Origin of the sequence: Candidatus Blochmanniella vafra str. BVAF (genome assembly GCF_000185985.2) — a bacterium.
In the GTDB taxonomy this organism is placed as follows: domain Bacteria; phylum Pseudomonadota; class Gammaproteobacteria; order Enterobacterales; family Enterobacteriaceae; genus Blochmanniella; species Blochmanniella vafra.
On the sequence record NC_014909.2, the window covers coordinates 67197 to 86373 of the forward strand.

Genomic DNA, 19177 nt, shown 5'->3' on the forward strand with positions numbered 1-19177 from the left:
GTTGATTGTGTGCATTATTTTTTAAATAAAGAAGTAGTGATAATTAAATAAATTTAAAGATGTTTTTACTGAGGATTCCACAGTTGTTTAATGTTATTAATATGTCGAATTAATATTAACAATGATAATATTATTATCAATAAAATATGTGAGTATTGGATATACCATGCATATGTAGGTACAATTAAGTTGGAAATTATTGATCCTAGCGCTGAATGTTTGAATATTAATACAATAATGATCCATGAGCTGATCATGACGAAAAACAAATGAATGTTTATCGCAGCAAGGCTTCCTAATTCGGTAGCTACTCCTTTTCCGCCCTTAAATTGAAAAAATATAGGATACATATGTCCTATACAGACTACGATAGTTATTATATGTAAATATAGTGGAGTGATTTCTAAATAAGATCCTATCCAGATTGGAACAGCACCTTTTAACATGTCAAATAATGTTACATAAATTGCTAGTTTATAGCCAAATATTCTAAATATGTTGGTAGCTCCAGGATTTTGAGATCCTTGATTTCTAGGATCTGTTAAGTTTAAAATTTTACATATTAAGATAGCTCCAGACATAGAGCCTAAAAAATAAGCAAAAAATATTGTTAATATGGTAGTAATAATCATAGTTGTTACGAAATAATGGTTAAATAATTATTATTGTATATTTTTGATTTGGTGTAAACTAAAATTAATTTTTGTTTATGTAGAATAATAAATATGAAATCAGGATTTATGAAATTTTTGTATATTGATCAATTAATAGTAATGGCTAGTATTGGAATTTATAATTGGGAAAGACAATGTTTGCAGAAATTAGTTTTTGATTTACGATTAGTTTATGATAGTGAGTTTTGTAAATTTATTAACGGTATGAATATGTATGTAGATTATGTGCAAATAAATCAAATCATATTAAATATGATAAACTCGAGGCATTTTGAGTTGATTGAAGATGTTGCTGAAATAACAGCAGAAGCTTTGATAAACAGGTTTCCTATTATTTCTTGGATTCAAGTCAAAGTTAATAAGCCAAATGTAATTCGTAATTTATGTAATGTTGGATTTTGTGTAGAGCGTAGAAAAAGCAAAGTACATGACTTTAAGAAAGTTAGATTATATACAGGTTGGAAATAAATGATTTTGATATATGAGTAGTGGTGATGATCATTTTGTTTAAATTTATGGTAAAGCCAAGAAATAGAGCATATGATAATGTGTATATGTATTTATTAATATAAAGTCATATATCTGATGTTAATATTTTTATGTATGTTCTTTATGTATATAAAAAAGTAATATATGTATTAAAAATAAAAAATGATTTTGAATATATTTAAATTAATTGTTTTTTAACTTTCATAATTGTAAAAAGATATAATTAAATTTCTTTTTATTTTCAATAGATTTTTTAATTGTAATAAATAAGAAATTGTTGCATTGTAAATAAAATAATTTTCGATATATACTATATATGTATATAATAACATAATTATGCCTATTTTTTATTTATTTTTAATAGTATTTGCATTAGCAAGAATTATATTGTATTTGTTATAAATGGGATTTTTAGTGTGCTTAATAAAAAAAATATGGCGATTTTTTTAAAAATATAATATATATTAATCGTGATTATCTTTAAAATAATTTTTTGGTTTTTTGTTCTAATGGGATTAGACGTTATTACGTGATTTATTTTTTATATGTGACTTGATAATAGAAGAATTTTATGTATTGAAGAATAATAATATTTGTTTTAATTATAGATTATTATTGTAATATTAATGTAATTATTAATCTGAATAATATATAAAACAATATAATCAGTGTTTTTTAGTAAGATAATTGTAGAGTAGTGTGTTTTTTGAGGGTTTTTTTAGGTTTAGAGCTTGATTATGAGGGGATAATATAATAATAGAATAGAGTAGGTTGAGATGAAAAATTAAAAAATTTTGCTTTAATTATTTGCATCATATTAAGATTAGTTGAATTTATCATATATATTATATAAAGTTGACAGTAGTACATTGTATATATGTTATCTTTGTTTAAGATTAGATTTTGTGATCGGGGTTTTTAAAATTAGATCAAGAGTAATTCAAAATATTTTTAAATTTTTCGTGAAATACGCAGGTTTATAATAGTCTTAGGAATAATGTATTTAGGATGAAATACATAACATTTTATTTGAGAAATAATGATATTTCGTTACGTCGGTTAATTCACAATATTTTTATATTTTTTGTAAGAATCATTAATGTGATTAGATTTAAAAAATAAAAGTATAAAATTAAAGGACAAGGGAGTTATTTATAATTTTTGTTCCATGCATTTAAAATATTTATTCTTCTGTTGTGTAGTTCTTTTCCTATATTTATATTTTGAAATCCAGAACTTATTACATCATGAGCTTTTATTTGTTTGGTGAGCTTAAACGCTGTTCGTAAAAAATTTTCTTGATAATATGAGAGTTGTGTATAGCATTGATGATCTAATAAATGAGATTTGTTGATATAAATTATCTGTTCAATATTTTTTGGGCAATGCCAACAATTGAACTTGTTAAATATTCTTATAATCATTTCTGAAGATAACGTTGTAACATCATATAAGTCATTGTAATAAATAGCAACGATTTTTGAAAGTTTAAGAATATTATTTGGAATTGTTAATCTTTTACATAAATTGTTTACAGAAGAGATTATTAATTGTTTTGATGAATTATGTTGTTCGCTTAAATTACAACATAATATTGAGAAACGTATAGCAAGATCTTTAGTTAAACGAGAAATATTGGATAGTTTAGTCATAGTATGGGAACCTAAGTTATTAAAATTTAGATGCCATTTTTTTGAACCAGATATTGTAAATAATGTATATATTTCAGGGAATAGTATGTTTAATGCACCACATTTTTTTAAAATTTGGAAATATACTTGAGGGTTATTTGTTATAAGTGCTTTTTTAGTTTCTGTCCATATGCGTTCTGATGATAGTAATTGTAACTCAGAAGAGGACATTTGGATCATGAGTTGTAATGTTTCTGAAGCAATGGAAAATCCCATGTGTTTAAATTTTGCAGCAAATCTAGCAACTCTTAATATTCTTAATGGATCTTCATAAAATGCATCAGAAACATGTCTTAAAAGTTTTAATTTAATATCTCTTTGTCCATTGTATGGGTCTAATAAATTTCCATGCATATCATATGCCATAGCATTAATGGTTAAGTCTCTACGATATAAATCTTCTTCGATAGTGACAGAAGGGTTAGTATAACAAATAAATCCTGTGTATCCTTTTCCGTTTTTACGTTCAGTACGAGCTAAGGCATATTCTTCATGACTTGTAGGGTGTAGAAATACTGGAAAATCCTTACCAACTTGTTCATAGCCTATTTTTAACATTTCTTGAGGGTTGGAGCCTGTTATAACCCAATCTTTCTCTATAATAGGTAGATTTAATAATGAGTCTCGTACAGCTCCTCCTACTAAATATTTTTTCATATTTTATTTAATTAAAATTAAATTATTTTATATAATTTATATTATAACTATTAATGTAGTATCTGTACTAAATTGGGGTATACGAGTAGTGATAATACTATAAATTTTTCTTGATTATATGTAGTATAAGAATACCACTTAATATTGTTATTATAAAAAGTGAATATAATTTTTTAATTGTATTTAGGTATACTAATGAAAGATGATAATTTTTGTTTTGTAAATTTTTTGAAATCTAATGTATTAATAGTAGGAGATGTTATTTTAGATCGATATTGGTGTGGATTTACTAATAAAATTTCTTTAGAATCATCTGGGCCAATAGTTAAAATTAATAAGATTGTTAATCGACCAGGTGGAGCTTCTAATGTAGCAATGAATATTGCCGCATTGGGTGGACAGGTTAGATTGATAGGATTGGTAGGTATTGATAAAGCTGCTCGTATATTAAAAAAACAGCTTTTGAAATTTAAGATAAAGTGGAATGTTGTTCCATTACATACTTATTCAACTATTCTTAAATTACGAGTTTTATCTAAAAAACAACAACTAATTCGATTAGATTTTGAAAAAAATGTTGAAAATATTGATACTAATCAATTGATTAATGAAGTGAAGTTACATTTAACAAAACATAAAATTTTAGTTTTATCTGATTATGCGAAAGGGGCTTTAAATAAGATAGAGGAAATAATAGAATTAGCACGTTTAGCTAATATTCCAGTAATAATAGATCCAAAAGGTATACAATTTTCTCGTTATAAAGGGGCAACTATATTAACTCCTAATATGTCAGAGTTTGAATCAGTTGCGGGTTTTTGTCGAAACGATAAAATTTTGATTAGTCGTGCTAAAGAAATTATATATGATTATAATTTGTCAGCACTATTAATTACGCGTGCTGAAAAGGGCATGGTGCTATTACGTAAAAAATTAATAGATCATCCGTTATATTTTAAAGCGCAATCAAAGGTAGTATATGATGTTACTGGAGCTGGAGATACAGTGGTTGGGGTATTATCTGCAGCTTTATCGTATGGAGAAAGTTTAGAAAAAGCATGTTTTTTGGCGAATTCAGCAGCAGGGTTAGTAATAGGTAAATTTGGTACTGCTACTGTTGATATGATTGAAATGAAAAATATTATACAAAAGTATGAATATGAAAACATGCCGTTTGGTATATTGGATGAAAATACTCTGAAAAGAATTGTATCTGTAGCACGTAATAGAGGAGAAAAAATAGTTATGACTAATGGTGTATTTGATATTTTACATTATGGGCATGTTAATTATTTGACTAATGCAAGAAAACTTGGAGATAGATTAATTGTAGCGGTGAATAGTGATGAATCTACTAAAAGATTGAAAGGAAAGGGACGGCCAATAAATACTTTAAAAAAACGTATGGTTGTGTTATCTGCTTTATCTATGGTAGATTGGGTAGTGCCTTTTTATGAAGATACTCCGATTAGATTGATATCAGAAATATCTCCGGATTTTTTAGTAAAAGGTGGTGATTATGATATTTTGGATATTGATGGAAATAAGGAAGTTGTTAGTAAAGGAGGAAAGGTATGTGTTTTGAAATTTCAATCTGGTTTTTCTAGTAGTAAAATAATTAATTTTATTCAAAATAATCGTGATAAATTAAATGTACGTTGAATTAGATTTATCGTAATTTTTGAAAATGTATTTTTTCGTTAAAAGTTTTGAATGAATTAAAGTAATTTTTTATTAATTTATGATATTAAATTTTGAAGTAATTAGATATCGAGGATAATTAATTTGCTTATATTTTATATATAATTATGTATTATTATTTGATTTATTTTTTTTAAGTTTATGTTGATAAATTGACTCTAAAATTTGTACTTTTTTTTCTAATTCATTTATTTTTTGTTGAATTTCAAGAAGAACTTGAGATTGTATATCGAATTCTTCTCTGTTAACAAAATCCATATAATCAAGTTGATTTTGTAATATTTGTTGTATTTTAGAATCTAAATCACATGTAAGACCAGAAATTATTTTATGAACGTATTCGTTGATATAACGTGTGAATTTTGCAATAGTTTTAAGGTCCAACATAAATAATAAGCTCAGGTTTTATTTATATATATTTTGTGTTACATAGATTTTAATGAATTTTTTTAAAGATAACTTAATAATATTACTGAATTAAATTATACAATTTTCGGATTATATTGTAAATTTATTTTGAATTGAATTTGAATTTTTATGAAAAATTATAGTAAATATAAGCTCGTTTATTTATTGTGTTAATTTATAAAATTGTAGTATGTATTGATTTAGGGAATTAATAATATTAATTTATATTATTGGTTTTGGTTGTGTATTACATTAAATTTGGTTGTGTTTAAATAAGTGGAGTTGTGATAATTTTATTAAACTTATAAAAATAATTATAATGTAATTTTCGATAGGAATTTAAGTTATTTTATTATTATGTATTGGCAAGAAGATATTTTATCTAAATTTGGAACTTCGATAGAACGTGTGCAAAATGCATTAAATGCATTACGTGGTGGGCGTGGAGTTTTAGTGATAGATGATGAAAATCGAGAAAATGAAGGAGATATGATATTTGCTGCAGAAAATATGACTGTTACACAAATGGCTTTAGCTATTCGGCATGGTAGTGGTATAGTGTGTTTATGTTTAACAGAAGATAGATGTAAACAGTTAAATTTACCTATGATGGTTGAAGAAAATAGTAATAATTATAAGACTGCCTTTACTGTAACTATAGAGGCTTCAAAAGGCGTGACTACTGGTGTTTCTGCAAAAGATCGTTTAACTACTATTCAAGCTTCAATAGCAGATTATGCAAAGCCTTCTGATTTGAATCGTCCTGGGCATGTTTTTCCTTTAAGGGCAAATAAAGGAGGTGTATTAACTCGATTAGGGCATACAGAAGCTGCTGTTGATTTAGTGACATTAGCTGGGTTAAAGCCATTTGGTGTGTTATGTGAGGTAACTAATAAAGATGGGAGTATGGCGCGTACTTTGGAAATAATTGAATTTTCAAAAAAGTATAATATGCCAGTTTTAACTATTTTAGATTTAATAATTTATATTAAAATTAGAACTAATTTTTAATATCTTTGTATATTATAGAATAATATTATTGTAGTCGATGATTTAGCTTATATTTAATTATGAGAGTTTATTTTGTTTAGTTTATTAAATACAAGTTCATTATATAATTATATAAGTTAAACTAATTTGTTGCTGGAAGAATTGATATGTGTTGTTTTAAAAATAAATCATATTTGTATGTGTATGGTATTTAATATGTATGCAGTGTTATATATGTATGTATAACAAAGTTGATTTTGGTATGTAAATTGAGTTATGTATAATGAGTACATTATGTATGTGAATCATGATAAATTTTGATAGGTGTGTATATTATTTTATATGATCGCTATAATACGTGTGGTTTTAATTTTAATTATATCAATTAATATTTGCGTATTTGGTATAATTTATTGTTTATTAGTTCCTAGGCAATTGCGTTATATTGATATTTTTAGTCATTTATTTGGATGTATGGCGCCTATTTTTGGAATTCAACTTGAAATACGAAAATCTTCAGATATCTTATTGCCTAAAAATTGCGTCTATATTTCTAATCATCAAAATAATTATGATATGGTGACTGTATCTAGTGCAGTGCAATCAAATACTGTAACAATAGGCAAAAAAAATTTATTATGGATTCCATTATTTGGTCAATTGTATTGGTTAAGTGGTAATATATTGATTGATCGAACATATAATAGTGTACAGAAAACTCGTAGTATTTTAACTAAAATCATTAAAACTATTAGAATAGATGGTATGTCAGTATGGATTTTTCCAGAAGGAACACGAAATCAAGGCAGAGGATTGTTGCCTTTTAAAATAGGAGCGTTTTATGCAGCAATTTTTTCTAAAGTGCCCATCGTTCCGATTTGTGTTTCAGATATTTCTAATAATAAAATTAGATTAAATCGTTGGTCAAATGGATTAGTAATAATTGAAATCATGCCTTCTCTGAAAACATGTCAATATAAACTTAATCAAGTTCGTATTATTGCTGCGCATTGTCATAAAATTATGAAATTGAAAATTGATAAGCTTAATGAGGAAGTAATGCTCCGAGAAAATTAGATTTTTTATACAAAACGGATTAGATCGAATTTAATTTTAAATGCGATCTAATCCGTTTTTTAAGTCTTGAATTAAATCTGTATAATGTTCTAATCCTACATGTATTCGTACTAATGTTCCTGTAAAATCTAATAGTCCGACTGGTCGAATAGAATTTAATTCTTCTATTTGATTTGTTATAATTAATGATTCAAATCCTCCCCATGAATACGCCATTTTAAAGTATTTAAAATTATTAAGAAAATTTGATAATTGGACGTTGGTGAGTCGTTGTTTTAAAATAAAGGAAAATAGTCCACTAGATCCACTAAAATCTCTTAAGAAATATTCATGTCCCCTACAAACAGGGAGAGCTGGGTGGTTTACTTTATAAACTTTAGGATGATCAGTTAACCAATGAGCTATATTTAATCCATTTTCTTCATGTTGTTTTAATCTAATGTACAGTGTTCGTAATCCTCGAATTGCCATGTATGCAGTATCAGCATCAACGGTTTGTCCCATTAAGCAAGCATGTTCTTTTAATTGTTTCCAACATCTTAAATTAGATACAGCGATCCCTAACATTCCATCAGAATGTCCCAAAATATATTTTGTGCCAGATTGAATAGAAATGTCTACTCCTATATTTATAGGTTTTAAAAAGATTCCTGCAGACCAGGTATTATCTAATAGTATAACGATATCTTTCTTTTTTGTTCGTGCTGATTTAATAATTTCAGGAATATTTTGTATTTCCATAGTAATAGAACTGGGAGATTCTAGAACGATTAATTTAGTGTTATCTTGAATGAGGTGAGCAATATTAACACCAATTAATGGATCAAACCAACTAATTTGAATGTTCATTTTTTTCGAGATAACTCGACAAAAATTTTGAGTAGGTTCATATGCTGATCCTGTAATTAAAATATGATCTCCTTCTGAAATAAAAGCAAGGATTGAATGAGTAATAGCAGCCGTGCCGCATGGATACAATACACACCCTGATCCATTTTCTAGTTCTATCATAGCTTCTTGTAAAGCAAAATGAGATAAAGTACCATATCTACCATAGAATAATTTTCCATTCATCCGATTTTTGAAGGCATATTTTTTTTGTTCAACGGAATTAAAAATTATTGAGGATGCTCTTTGAATAATAGGATTCACTGTTCCTTGTGTAAATTTTTTATTTCTTCCAGATGTAATTAGTTTGGTTTCATCTTTCATAATATTGATATATTTATTTTTTATATTAAATCTTACACAAGTTATCTGTAAGTATAAAACACTATGTTGATAGTATACAAGATATTTATGAGGTGTTGAGTTTTGTGAAATTAAAGGTATATATTATGTTTATATTGTACTTTGGTGATATTTCTTATGTTTATAGGACCATTAAAATAAAATTTTATATTTTTAAAGCAAAAAATTTAGTACTAAGACAGTATAATGTATTTAATTTTTTTATTTTTTATGTAAATTTTATATTTAAATATATGTAATATTATATTCATATGATTCGGGAAAATGGGTTGATTTGTTAGTTTAATTTAGTTTGATTTGTATATATATTTAAAATGTATTATGTAGTATTAATATAATCTAATTATAAAAAATGCCCGGACTTGGAATCGAACCAAGGACACGAGGATCTTCAGTCCTCTGCTCTACCAACTGAGCTATCCGGGCTCTTTTACAAATTAGTGACACCGTATTTGTGTTCTGTTTAGGTAATAGTTATATTATATTCCTTAGTGTTATGTACACAGTATATATAACAACTCAGTAAAGATTCTAAGTTAAGGTTAATTATACATAAATTATAGGGTAAATGTAATATTACCTAAAATAAATGTAATATAATTAAATTATAACATATTAGTATTGGGAAATTTTTTTGAGTTACATTGACGCGTATTTTTATCAAAGTTATTTTTAACTTAACACTTTGGTTATCCAATTTAAATATTGTATTTCTCCAAAAGTTATTGGTATTACTAATAATTCAGGTATAGTATAGGGATGTGTTTTTTTTATTGTATTAAATATTTTTTCTTGGAGGGAATCTTGTGTTTTAATTAAGAGTTGTAATTCATTAGAGGTTTGTAATTGATCATTCCAATAATAATACGAACGTATGTTGCTTATTAAATTTACACATGCTGCTAACTTTAAATTTAGTAAGGTATGTATTAATTTTAAAGCCAATTTTTCATTATTAGGTAAGGTACATAAAATAATTATCATTTTTTTATCTCAAGATTGAAAATCTAATTCTCTGATAAATTATAGGAATTTAATTTATTGAATACAAGTTAAAAAGTCATTGTAAATGTATATAACAATTATTTATTGTATTAGATTTTATTAAAAATAAAATTTTAATGCATGAGTTATTGCTATTTCTAAAAAAATTAGATAGATTATGTGTTTAATTTAGGCATTTAATATTAAATAGCAGGTTGGATCTAAATTTTAGATAAAAGTTTTTTATAACCCCTTGAAGGGATGGTGAATGCCCCCATTTTAAATATTGTCTTGAAGAGATAATATGTAAAAATTGTGTGTTGATTTGTGATTTCATGAGACACTGTAAGTAGAGTAATATAATATAATAATTAGGGAGCGTTAAATGAAAATTCGTCCATTGCATGATCGTGTAATTGTAAAACGTAAAGAAGTTGAATCAAAATCTGCTGGAGGTATTGTGTTGACTGGATCTGCAGCTGGGAAATCTACGCGAGGAGAAGTGTTGGCTGTTGGTCATGGTCGTGTTTTAGAAAACGGAGAAGTGAAAGCTTTAGATGTGCGCGTTGGTGATACAATTATTTTCAATGACGGGTATGGTGTAAAGGTAGAGAAAATTGATAATGAAGAGGTATTAATTATGTCAGAAAACGATATCCTTGCTATCGTTGAAAAATAATTAGTGACTAACTTATTAATTTAACTAAAATTTTTTAAGGGAAAATGAAATGGCAGCTAAAGATGTAAAATTTGGGAATGATGCTCGTGTTAAGATGCTCAGAGGAGTTAATGTTTTGGCCGATGCAGTGAAAGTCACTTTAGGACCTAAGGGTCGTAATGTAGTGTTAGATAAGTCTTTTGGAGCGCCGGTAATAACTAAAGATGGGGTGTCTGTAGCACGTGAAATAGAATTAGAAGATAAATTTGAAAATATGGGAGCGCAGATGGTAAAAGAAGTAGCATCTAAAGCAAATGATTCTGCTGGGGATGGTACTACTACTGCTACTGTATTGGCTCAATCAATAGTTAATGAAGGGCTAAAAGCTGTTGCTGCTGGAATGAATCCTATGGATTTAAAGCGTGGAATAGATAAAGCAGTAGTAGCAGCAGTGGAGGAATTAAAGAAATTATCTGTTCCATGTTCAGATCCTAAGGCTATTGCTCAAGTAGGAACTATTTCTGCTAATTCTGATGAAACCGTGGGTAAGCTTATAGCTCAAGCAATGGATAAAGTAGGTAAAGAGGGTGTGATTACTGTAGAGGAAGGATCTGGATTACAAGATGAATTGGATGTTGTTGAAGGTATGCAATTTGATAGAGGATATTTATCTCCTTATTTTGTTAATAAACCAGAAAGCGGAACTGTAGAATTGGAGCATCCTTTCATTTTATTAGCAGATAAGAAAATATCTAATATTAGGGAAATGTTACCCATGTTAGAGTCTGTGGCAAAGGCTGGGAAACCGTTATTAATTATAGCGGAAGATGTAGAAGGAGAAGCCTTAGCTACTTTAGTAGTTAATAATATGCGTGGGATAGTAAAAGTTACGGCAGTAAAAGCTCCTGGATTTGGAGATAGACGTAAAGCTATGTTACAAGATATTGCGATTTTGACTGCAGGGACCGTAATTTCTGAAGAGATTGGATTAGAATTAGAAAAGGCAACTTTAGGTGATATGGGACAAGCTAAACGTGTGGTTATAACAAAGGATGCAACTACTATTATTGATGGAATAGGAAATAAGTCGGCAATAGATAGTCGTGTAGCTCAAATTAATCAGCAACGTGATGAAGCTACTTCTGATTATGATCGAGAAAAATTGCAAGAACGTGTAGCTAAGTTGGCTGGAGGAGTTGCAGTAATTAAAGTAGGAGCTGCTACTGAAGTAGAAATGAAAGAGAAAAAAGCAAGAGTTGAAGATGCGTTGCATGCTACTAGGGCTGCTGTAGAAGAAGGTGTTGTTGCAGGGGGAGGTGTAGCGTTGATTAGAGTGGCAAATGCTATTAGAAATTTATGTGGAGATAATGAAGATCAGAATGTTGGTATCAAAGTAGCTCGTAGAGCGATGGAAGCTCCTTTACGTCAAATTATGGCTAATGCTGGGGAAGAACCTTCAGTAATAGCGAATAATGTAAGATCAGGAGAAGGAAACACAGGGTATAATGCTGCTACTGAGAAATATGGTAATATGATAGAGTTAGGAATTTTAGATCCTACTAAAGTTACTAGATCTGCATTACAGTACGCTGCTTCTATAGCTGGATTAATGATTACAACGGAATGTATGGTTACAGAATTACCTAAAGAGGATAAACCTGATTTAGGAGGAGGTAATCCTGGAGCTGGGGGCATGGGCGGCATGATGTAATTTTATAGCACTGGTTTATGTTAGATAAATCATGCATTGTGTGTATGATGTTTAGTAAAAAATGTAGATGTAATATACTTACTAAGTCGGACGCTGAGATATGAATTTAAAATATTTATTTGTCCACTGTCCGGCTTAGTAAGTTAAGGTTAAGATAAAAATAAATGTATGATACAATATGGGATTAATGAGTTGAGGGTTGGATTAAAAGTTATTCAAAACCAGGAACCATGTGTTATTATCTCGAATGAAGGGGTGAAACCTGGAAAGGGGTTATCGTTTAATAGAATACGTTTAAAAAATATAATATCTGGAAAAATTTTAGACCGAACATTAAAATCTGGTGATTTTTTAGAATTAGCTGATGTTGTAGAAACACAGTTAATCTATTTATACCGAGATTATAATCTGTGGTATTTTATGCATGATAAAAATTTTGACCAAGTTTCTATTCACAAGAATATAATAGGTAAATCTGATAAATGGATGAAAGAACAGTGGATTTATTTTGTTACTTTTTGGAATAGCATGCCAATTCTTGTTACTCCTCCAGAAATTATGCATTTTAAAGTTGTTAAAACTGATTTGTCTATAAAGAGTTCGTCATCTACCTCAACGTCTTCTGGCAATAAATTAGCTATCTTAAGTACTGGAGCTATTTTAAAAGTCCCTTTTTTTATTAAATCTGGGGAATTAATTAAAGTTAATACTAATACAGGTACTTATATTTCTAGAATGAAATAATTAATAATATTTATAAAAAATTTTTTAAAGATTTTAAAATTATTTATTATCGTATAAGTAATTAATGTATTAATATGTTGGTTTGATTTCGTTCAAGTGAGTATTTTGATTGTACGAAGGAAAATCAACAGTCGTCATATGTTCTTTGCATATATAAATGGGAAAACATGGTAGTTTTAATCCGTTGTTTTTATAATATTCTATAATACTTATATTTATTTGATGGCGTAATGGAACACGAGATTTTATATCTGAGGTATATATGCGAATTTCAAGGATAGGTAGTCCTTGTTGAAAATCTACTAAATATACTTCTGGAGGGGGAGTATCTAAAGATAAAGGAGAGCTCTTTATGATTTCCATAAGCACTTGAATCATTTTTTTTGTATCTATTTGAATGGGTGTAGGAATTCGTAAAATTACTCGCGTTGTTGTATCAGATAAAGACCAATTAATAAATTTTTTTGTAATAAATTCTTTATTAGGCACAATAATTTCTTTATGATCCCAATCAGTAAGTATTGTTGCACGGATGTTTATACGTGTAACGTTTCCAGTAAAATTACGCATAGTTATGGTATCTCCAATCCGGATTGGTTTTTCAAACAAAATCATTAACCCAGAAATAAAATTTGCAAAAATTTCTTGTAGTCCAAATCCTAATCCTACTCCTAAGGCTGCAATTAACCATTGAATTTTCACCCATTCTATTCCTATTAGAGAGCATCCTGTTAATCCACCTAATACCATTAAAATATATTTAGTTAACGTAATGATGGCATATTCTGTGCTAGGAGTAAAATTTAAGTATTGTAATAGTGTTAATTCTAAAAAAGCCGGTAATTTTCTCACTGTGATCGTGGTGATGATAATCACCACGATCACAGTGAGAAAATTATTTAATGTTATAGGTTGAATATTTTCAATACCTTTAATAGTGGATTTTACATCCCATAATGTAATATTTTCTAAAAAGGAAAATGCGAATCGTAGTTCAGACCACAATAAAGATATTAAAATGAGAGCTGTTAAAGTAACAATAGATTTTATTAATTGTAATGATTGAGCACTTATAGAATCAAGATCTAAAAATTTTTTATGATTATTAATAATAATTGGTCGTTCTTTTGTTATTAATTTGTGTTTTGAATGAGATTGTTTATAGTGTTTGGTTATAAATTGAATCCCTTGGTTTTCTTGAGATCTTTTAAATGCAATACGCCTACGTTGAATCAACATCCATCTTCGAATAATATAATATGTTATGAGTAATAGAACCCAAATAAATAATGATTTTTCTAATCGTATTAATATTTCTTGAGCGACAGATAAGTAACCAATTGCACAAGAGATAGCTGAAATAATTGGAGCAATTATCATAATATTCCATAAAGATTGATTAATTATATTATTAGAGGAATCATGTTTATTTAAGTACAAAGGTAATCCAGAACGTTTTAAGTTAATAGTAATATATGTTAAATACATACATAATATAAAAAAGCATAATCTCCCTAAAGTATTGGAAAATTCTCGATTATTATAATGATTAAATACAACACAAGATGTGATTAGAATTATAATGATAGTTGTTGACCAGAAATAATTTTTAGAAAAGACTTGCTGAATTCTTTTTTTAGACCATCCGAAATGAACAATAAATAATCCTTTAGGAGATGCAAAGTACCCACTGGTTATGAAAATCCATAACATAAAAGCTGTAGCATTCATTCCATTTCCGATAGAAACGATTATTGGATAGAGCCAACAAGTATGATTTAAATTATATCCTATACTGATCCATAGTATTGGTATGGGTAACGCTATAAATATAGTACTCCATATATTATAAAAAGTTATTAAAAAGTTATCTTGATTTACTTTGCCAACATAATTACTAGTTGTTTCTAAAAATTTATAATAATAATGACGTGCTCCAAAATGTAATCCTAGCGATATTATAAAACAAAATATCATTGGTATTAATGTTGATTGATTTGTAACAATCATATAAAATGCAGATTTTATTTGGTTATGAAAAGAATGGTTGGTTAAGAGTTTACATATGTCTTGATATACGTATCGCGGGTAAGATATAGTAATAGGACAAATATCAGCTGTCCAGAATAAATAACGATGAGTAGCTTGTTGTACCGCTTGTAGTGAGTCTTTGAGTTGATCATAAAGTAATTTTAATTTTGTTAACTCAAGGATTTGATTATCATAATTATTTAATAAAGATGTAATAAGTTCTCGTTGTGTATGTAATTGTTTTGTAAGAATACTTTTTTGTATAAATGTTAACTCTAATTCGTTGTCTTGTTTGCTATTTAATATGAGATCAGGAATTTTGTTTATATAATTTTCGTATTGTAATCTTTTTGCTTTTAATTGAGCCATATCATTATCTAATTGTTGAAATTTAGGTTTTTTTGGCAAATTAGTAACTTGAGAACGTAATGTTTCTCCAAGAATTGGAGATTTATTTATCCATTGTGATTGCTCAATTAGATTAGAAAAAACTTGATTTACTTGTGAAATATGAGTTTCAATTTCTCTTTGTCTTAAAATAATGTTATTCATGTCTTGAGTTTGCTGCGTAATTAACAATGAAAGATCATGATTCATATATAATTGGATTTTAATAGATTTTGGTAATGTATCATGTTGTTCTTTTAAAATTTTTTCAGTATAAGCTATTGTTTGATCGGCTTCTTTATGACGAAGATGAGTTAATTGATTTTTTAATATTTTTAGTAAATTATTTGTATAATTATATTTTTTTTTAATTAATGTTATTTTTAATTTAATTAGCTCTTTACGATTATTAGAGCTTAATTGAGCTAATTCTAATTCAACTAATTTTAATCGATTAGCAGAACGTTCCGCTTGAAATGAAATAAATTGAGCGTATTCTATATTAGAATTAGTAAATAAAATTTGTTGTTGCTCTAGGTTATGTAATATATGTTTGATAGTAACTTGTTGTTGAGGTAATAGTCTTAATGCTTCATAAATAGAATGCAATTGATCTTCTTCTTGAACAAGTTGTTCTGATAAATTTATTAATTGGTTATTAACCTGGAATATTTTTTGTTTTAGCTCTTGGATAGTTAAATTTTGATATATATTGGTTGGTTGTTCGTTTATGTTATTGTATTCTTTTTGTAATTTCAGAATAATATATGAAAAATTATTAATAATATGTTGGTATTCGTTAATTTTTTCATTAGATGTTTTTTTTTCAGCAATAAAATATAAGGCAGATTTCAAAAGATTTATAGTAGTTTTTTGATTATTATTAATATGATCTAATTTTTCTATTTGTTGTAAATCTTTTTTAATTTTTTCTTCGTTTAAAAAATTACAGGAAGATGCTTTTGTGATGAATGTACAACATGCGCAGATATTGATGTATATTATTGCAAGAATAAATTTCGATATATATTTGTGTAGACCCATTCTGGTTTGATAAATAGAATTTGTAATGGTATGTGTATGTTTTTAATATTTATAAAAATAAAAATACTGATAGGCAACAACCTTAATTTTAATAGAATTGATGTTGTTGCCTATCAGTATTTTTAGCATATTGTTTCGATTTTTGTGTATTTGTTTAGTTATTATTACGATTGTTTCCTTGAGCTAAAGACATTCCAATTCGAATAATATCATTGGGTTGTAATTGACTATTTAATAATACAGAATCATTATTAAACAAATTTATTACAGTAGAACCTAGTTTAAATGCCCCCATTTCCTCTCCTTTAGTTAAAACAACTACTTCATTGTTATCAGTTTCTGATGCACTGCCTAAAGGGGGATAATGCCAATGTTTAACTACCCCTGTTCTAGGAGGAGTGATAGTACCTCCCCAGGTAGTTTCTATACTACCAACTATAGCAGCTCCCACTAAAATTTGAGCCATGTAACCAAAATTTGTATCAAACAAGCAAATTATTTTTTCATTTCTGGATAATATATTGGGTATATTTCTAAAAATTTTTGGATGTACAGAAAACAATTCTCCTGGTATATATAATAACTCTCTTAGAGTGCCCGTGCAAGGCATATAAACTCGGTGACAGTTTTGTGGAGGTATGTAAATAATGCAAAAATTTCCATTTTTAAAATAGTTGATTATTGTGTCATGACCTGCAAGTAATTCGTCTAGATAGTATGAATGCCCTTTTATGTTAAATAAATGGGTATCATTAATTTTTCCTATTTGAGAGATTACTCCATCTGCAGGGACTATTAAGGTATTCTGGTCTCTATTAATAGGACGATCATGTATGTTAAATTCCCTAGAAAAAAAATCATTAAAAGTTTCGTAATCATCTATATTTGGGTTAGAACATTCTTTCAGATCTATATTATAGAATTTTATAAATAATTTGATGGCATACCGAGTTGCCCATCCTCCTTTCATAGAGGCAATTAGTCCTGCAAAGTAATTAACCCATCTTATGGGTAGTAAGTATTGTAGTATAACTTGTATTTTTTCTAACATGGTATCATACCTAATTAAGTATGAAATGAGTTAATATTAATTACATTAAATTATATTTTTATGATGTTATATATCGAAACTCTATTATAACACGTGTTTTATTATTGTTATAATAAAATTGTTTATATTTATTATTTTTTATAATTAGAGTTATTGGTTAGGTTTTAGCTAAATAATTTTATATTAACTAATTTTAGTATTATGTAACAAATGCAAAATATTACATATTATCTCATGAAATGAGATAAATTACTTATTTAAATTATTAAAATATTGAATTAAAATATACATAAATTATGTATTGACTCTAGTATTAGTAGTAAGCAAAAGATATGTTCATTGTTTTTTATATATAGAGATTTTTTGATTAGTCATGAATTATATTATTTACTTGAATTGAATATTATGTATTGAGCAATTTTGTAAATATTTTAATTATTGATAAGATGGCATAGGTGTTAAATTATATGTATAATATTTGAATAACATAAAGGGTAGTTTATGATTAGTGTACACAAGAAGTTAAACGTTTTTAATAAATGGTTGATTTTTATTTATGGCGGTGATTTATTTTGTATTAAATAAAAAATATAATAAATAACTTAACAAGCACTCATGAATTTAACTTAAATCAAGAGATAAAGTGGTGCATTTAAATGTGGGATTTTTATGGATAAAAATTTGATTTGGATAGATTTAGAAATGACTGGTTTAAATCCAGAAAAGGATCGTATTATTGAGATAGCTACATTAATTACAGATAGTGAATTAAATATTTTATCAACAGGGCCTAATTTAGCAATTAATCAAACTGAATTGAAATTATCAGAAATGGATTCTTGGAATGTACGTACCCATAGCGCTAATGGTTTATTAACACAAGTTCGGTCTAGTAAATTAAATGAATGTGATGCATCTAATTTAACTATAAAGTTTTTAAAAAATTGGATATCTTTTCAAAAATCTCCTATATGTGGAAGTAGTGTAGCTCAAGATCGCAGGTTTTTAATTAAGTATATGCCAAAATTAGAATCTTATTTTAATCATCGTTATTTGGATGTTAGCACAATTAAAGAATTAGTAATGAGATGGAGATCAGATTTAATAGTAGGATTAAAAGTGCATAAAAAAACTCATCGTGCTTTAGAGGATATCCATGAATCTATTTTAGAATTGGCGTATTATCGTCAGTATTTTATCAATTGTGGAAATAGGTAAGAGTTTTAAAAAACTTAATTTTGAATTTTTAGGAGCATGTAGCATGATTTGTAGTTAAAATTCTAATATTAATGTTATTGTTTTTGATAGTCTTGATATTATGTTGGTTTTTATTAAAAATTTTTATTAAGATTAATATAAGAGCGGGAATAGCTCAATAGGTAGAGCACAACCTTGCCAAGGTTGAGGTTGCGAGTTCAAATCTCGTTTTCCGCTTGTGTATTTTTGAGTTATAATTTTTTATATGTTTATAGTGCTATTTGCTAATTTAAATTAATTTTGTGTTGTATGTATTGTGAATGTAAGCAATATACATGCAAGCATGGTAATTAGTTTGACAATAGTATTTCATTGATAGGGGGTAGAGCGTTTAGTAATAAAATTAATGTGGGATTTTTATCAGTTATTTTA

15 protein-coding genes and 2 tRNA genes are annotated in these 19177 nt (G+C 27.3%); 9 read left to right on the forward strand and 8 right to left on the reverse strand.

Annotated elements, in window-relative coordinates:
- Nucleotides 1-65 precede the first annotated feature (65 nt).
- Nucleotides 66-632: a glycerol-3-phosphate 1-O-acyltransferase PlsY gene (plsY, locus tag BVAF_RS00290; protein WP_013516396.1), complete on the reverse strand. Its 567-nt coding sequence runs from the start codon at nucleotides 630-632 to the stop codon at nucleotides 66-68.
- A 93-nt stretch (nucleotides 633-725) separates the two neighbouring features.
- Between plsY and BVAF_RS00295 the strand changes: the two genes are divergently transcribed.
- Nucleotides 726-1142: a dihydroneopterin aldolase gene (locus tag BVAF_RS00295; protein WP_236608349.1), complete on the forward strand. Its 417-nt coding sequence runs from the start codon at nucleotides 726-728 to the stop codon at nucleotides 1140-1142.
- A gap of 1169 nt (nucleotides 1143-2311) precedes the next feature.
- Here the strand turns inward: BVAF_RS00295 and BVAF_RS00300 are convergent.
- Complete coding sequence (locus BVAF_RS00300) at nucleotides 2312-3511, reverse strand: multifunctional CCA addition/repair protein (protein WP_013516398.1); 1200 nt, start codon at nucleotides 3509-3511, stop codon at nucleotides 2312-2314.
- A 195-nt stretch (nucleotides 3512-3706) separates the two neighbouring features.
- Here BVAF_RS00300 and hldE point away from each other — a divergent pair, with 195 nt between their 5' ends.
- Nucleotides 3707-5173: a bifunctional D-glycero-beta-D-manno-heptose-7-phosphate kinase/D-glycero-beta-D-manno-heptose 1-phosphate adenylyltransferase HldE gene (gene hldE / locus BVAF_RS00305; RefSeq protein WP_013516399.1), complete on the forward strand. Its 1467-nt coding sequence runs from the start codon at nucleotides 3707-3709 to the stop codon at nucleotides 5171-5173.
- Between the two features lie 144 nt (nucleotides 5174-5317).
- Here the strand turns inward: hldE and BVAF_RS00310 are convergent, their stop codons facing one another.
- On the reverse strand, nucleotides 5318-5599 hold the full coding sequence (locus BVAF_RS00310) for an accessory factor UbiK family protein (protein WP_013516400.1): 282 nt from the start codon (nucleotides 5597-5599) through the stop codon (nucleotides 5318-5320).
- A gap of 378 nt (nucleotides 5600-5977) precedes the next feature.
- On the opposite strand from BVAF_RS00310, the gene ribB reads away from it, so the two are divergent.
- Together ribB and BVAF_RS00320 are read left to right on the forward strand one after the other, a co-directional pair.
- Nucleotides 5978-6631: a 3,4-dihydroxy-2-butanone-4-phosphate synthase gene (gene ribB / locus BVAF_RS00315; protein ID WP_013516401.1), complete on the forward strand. Its 654-nt coding sequence runs from the start codon at nucleotides 5978-5980 to the stop codon at nucleotides 6629-6631.
- A 321-nt stretch (nucleotides 6632-6952) separates the two neighbouring features.
- Nucleotides 6953-7687, forward strand: a complete 735-nt coding sequence (locus BVAF_RS00320; RefSeq protein ID WP_013516402.1) for a 1-acylglycerol-3-phosphate O-acyltransferase — start codon at nucleotides 6953-6955, stop codon at nucleotides 7685-7687.
- 36 nt (nucleotides 7688-7723) lie between these two features.
- Here BVAF_RS00320 and metC read toward each other — a convergent pair whose 3' ends face one another.
- The 3 genes from metC to cutA form a co-directional block, all read right to left on the reverse strand.
- Nucleotides 7724-8899 carry a cystathionine beta-lyase gene (gene metC / locus BVAF_RS00325; protein WP_013516403.1) on the reverse strand — a complete coding sequence of 392 codons (1176 nt, stop codon included), beginning with the start codon at nucleotides 8897-8899 and terminating at the stop codon, nucleotides 7724-7726.
- A 392-nt stretch (nucleotides 8900-9291) separates the two neighbouring features.
- Nucleotides 9292-9364 (reverse strand) — tRNA-Phe (locus BVAF_RS00330).
- A gap of 246 nt (nucleotides 9365-9610) precedes the next feature.
- The gene (gene cutA, locus BVAF_RS00335) at nucleotides 9611-9922 is read right to left on the reverse strand and encodes a divalent-cation tolerance protein CutA (RefSeq protein ID WP_013516404.1); all 312 of its coding nucleotides are present in this window, start codon (nucleotides 9920-9922) and stop codon (nucleotides 9611-9613) included.
- A gap of 385 nt (nucleotides 9923-10307) precedes the next feature.
- Here cutA and BVAF_RS00340 point away from each other — a divergent pair, with 385 nt between their 5' ends.
- The 3 genes from BVAF_RS00340 (at nucleotide 10308) to efp (ending at nucleotide 13035) form a co-directional block, all read left to right on the forward strand.
- Nucleotides 10308-10601 (forward strand): co-chaperone GroES, encoded by a 294-nt coding sequence (locus BVAF_RS00340; protein ID WP_013516405.1) that lies wholly within the window; start codon nucleotides 10308-10310, stop codon nucleotides 10599-10601.
- 49 nt (nucleotides 10602-10650) lie between these two features.
- On the forward strand, nucleotides 10651-12291 hold the full coding sequence (gene groL / locus BVAF_RS00345) for a chaperonin GroEL (RefSeq protein WP_013516406.1): 1641 nt from the start codon (nucleotides 10651-10653) through the stop codon (nucleotides 12289-12291).
- Between the two features lie 168 nt (nucleotides 12292-12459).
- A complete protein-coding gene (gene efp, locus BVAF_RS00350; protein WP_013516407.1) occupies nucleotides 12460-13035 on the forward strand; it encodes an elongation factor P in 576 nt (191 codons plus the stop codon).
- Nucleotides 13036-13104: 69 nt separating this feature from the next.
- On the opposite strand, the gene mscM is transcribed toward efp, so the two are convergent.
- On the reverse strand, nucleotides 13105-16497 hold the full coding sequence (gene mscM / locus BVAF_RS00355) for a miniconductance mechanosensitive channel MscM (RefSeq protein ID WP_013516408.1): 3393 nt from the start codon (nucleotides 16495-16497) through the stop codon (nucleotides 13105-13107).
- A gap of 154 nt (nucleotides 16498-16651) precedes the next feature.
- Nucleotides 16652-17548 carry an archaetidylserine decarboxylase gene (asd, locus tag BVAF_RS00360; protein ID WP_013516409.1) on the reverse strand — a complete coding sequence of 299 codons (897 nt, stop codon included), beginning with the start codon at nucleotides 17546-17548 and terminating at the stop codon, nucleotides 16652-16654.
- A 669-nt stretch (nucleotides 17549-18217) separates the two neighbouring features.
- On the opposite strand from asd, the gene orn reads away from it, so the two are divergent.
- Nucleotides 18218-18766 (forward strand): oligoribonuclease, encoded by a 549-nt coding sequence (gene orn, locus BVAF_RS00365; RefSeq protein WP_013516410.1) that lies wholly within the window; start codon nucleotides 18218-18220, stop codon nucleotides 18764-18766.
- Between the two features lie 143 nt (nucleotides 18767-18909).
- Nucleotides 18910-18982: transfer RNA gene (locus tag BVAF_RS00370), tRNA-Gly, on the forward strand.
- The last annotated feature ends 195 nt before the right edge of the window (nucleotides 18983-19177 follow it).

Excerpts from the sequence above, each read along its gene's own strand:
- asd (WP_013516409.1), bottom strand. The coding sequence starts at position 17,548 with ATGTTAGAAAAAATACAAGTTATACTACAATACTTACTACCCATAAGA.
- BVAF_RS00295 (WP_236608349.1), top strand. The coding sequence starts at position 726 with ATGAAATCAGGATTTATGAAATTTTTGTATATTGATCAATTAATAGTA.
- BVAF_RS00310 (WP_013516400.1), bottom strand. The coding sequence starts at position 5,599 with ATGTTGGACCTTAAAACTATTGCAAAATTCACACGTTATATCAACGAA.
- groL (WP_013516406.1), top strand. The coding sequence starts at position 10,651 with ATGGCAGCTAAAGATGTAAAATTTGGGAATGATGCTCGTGTTAAGATG.
- orn (WP_013516410.1), top strand. The coding sequence starts at position 18,218 with ATGGATAAAAATTTGATTTGGATAGATTTAGAAATGACTGGTTTAAAT.
- ribB (WP_013516401.1), top strand. The coding sequence starts at position 5,978 with ATGTATTGGCAAGAAGATATTTTATCTAAATTTGGAACTTCGATAGAA.
- mscM (WP_013516408.1), bottom strand. The coding sequence starts at position 16,497 with ATGGGTCTACACAAATATATATCGAAATTTATTCTTGCAATAATATAC.
- BVAF_RS00340 (WP_013516405.1), top strand. The coding sequence starts at position 10,308 with ATGAAAATTCGTCCATTGCATGATCGTGTAATTGTAAAACGTAAAGAA.
- efp (WP_013516407.1), top strand. The coding sequence starts at position 12,460 with ATGATACAATATGGGATTAATGAGTTGAGGGTTGGATTAAAAGTTATT.
- plsY (WP_013516396.1), bottom strand. The coding sequence starts at position 632 with ATGATTATTACTACCATATTAACAATATTTTTTGCTTATTTTTTAGGC.
- metC (WP_013516403.1), bottom strand. The coding sequence starts at position 8,899 with ATGAAAGATGAAACCAAACTAATTACATCTGGAAGAAATAAAAAATTT.
- cutA (WP_013516404.1), bottom strand. The coding sequence starts at position 9,922 with ATGATAATTATTTTATGTACCTTACCTAATAATGAAAAATTGGCTTTA.
- BVAF_RS00320 (WP_013516402.1), top strand. The coding sequence starts at position 6,953 with ATGATCGCTATAATACGTGTGGTTTTAATTTTAATTATATCAATTAAT.
- BVAF_RS00300 (WP_013516398.1), bottom strand. The coding sequence starts at position 3,511 with ATGAAAAAATATTTAGTAGGAGGAGCTGTACGAGACTCATTATTAAAT.
- hldE (WP_013516399.1), top strand. The coding sequence starts at position 3,707 with ATGAAAGATGATAATTTTTGTTTTGTAAATTTTTTGAAATCTAATGTA.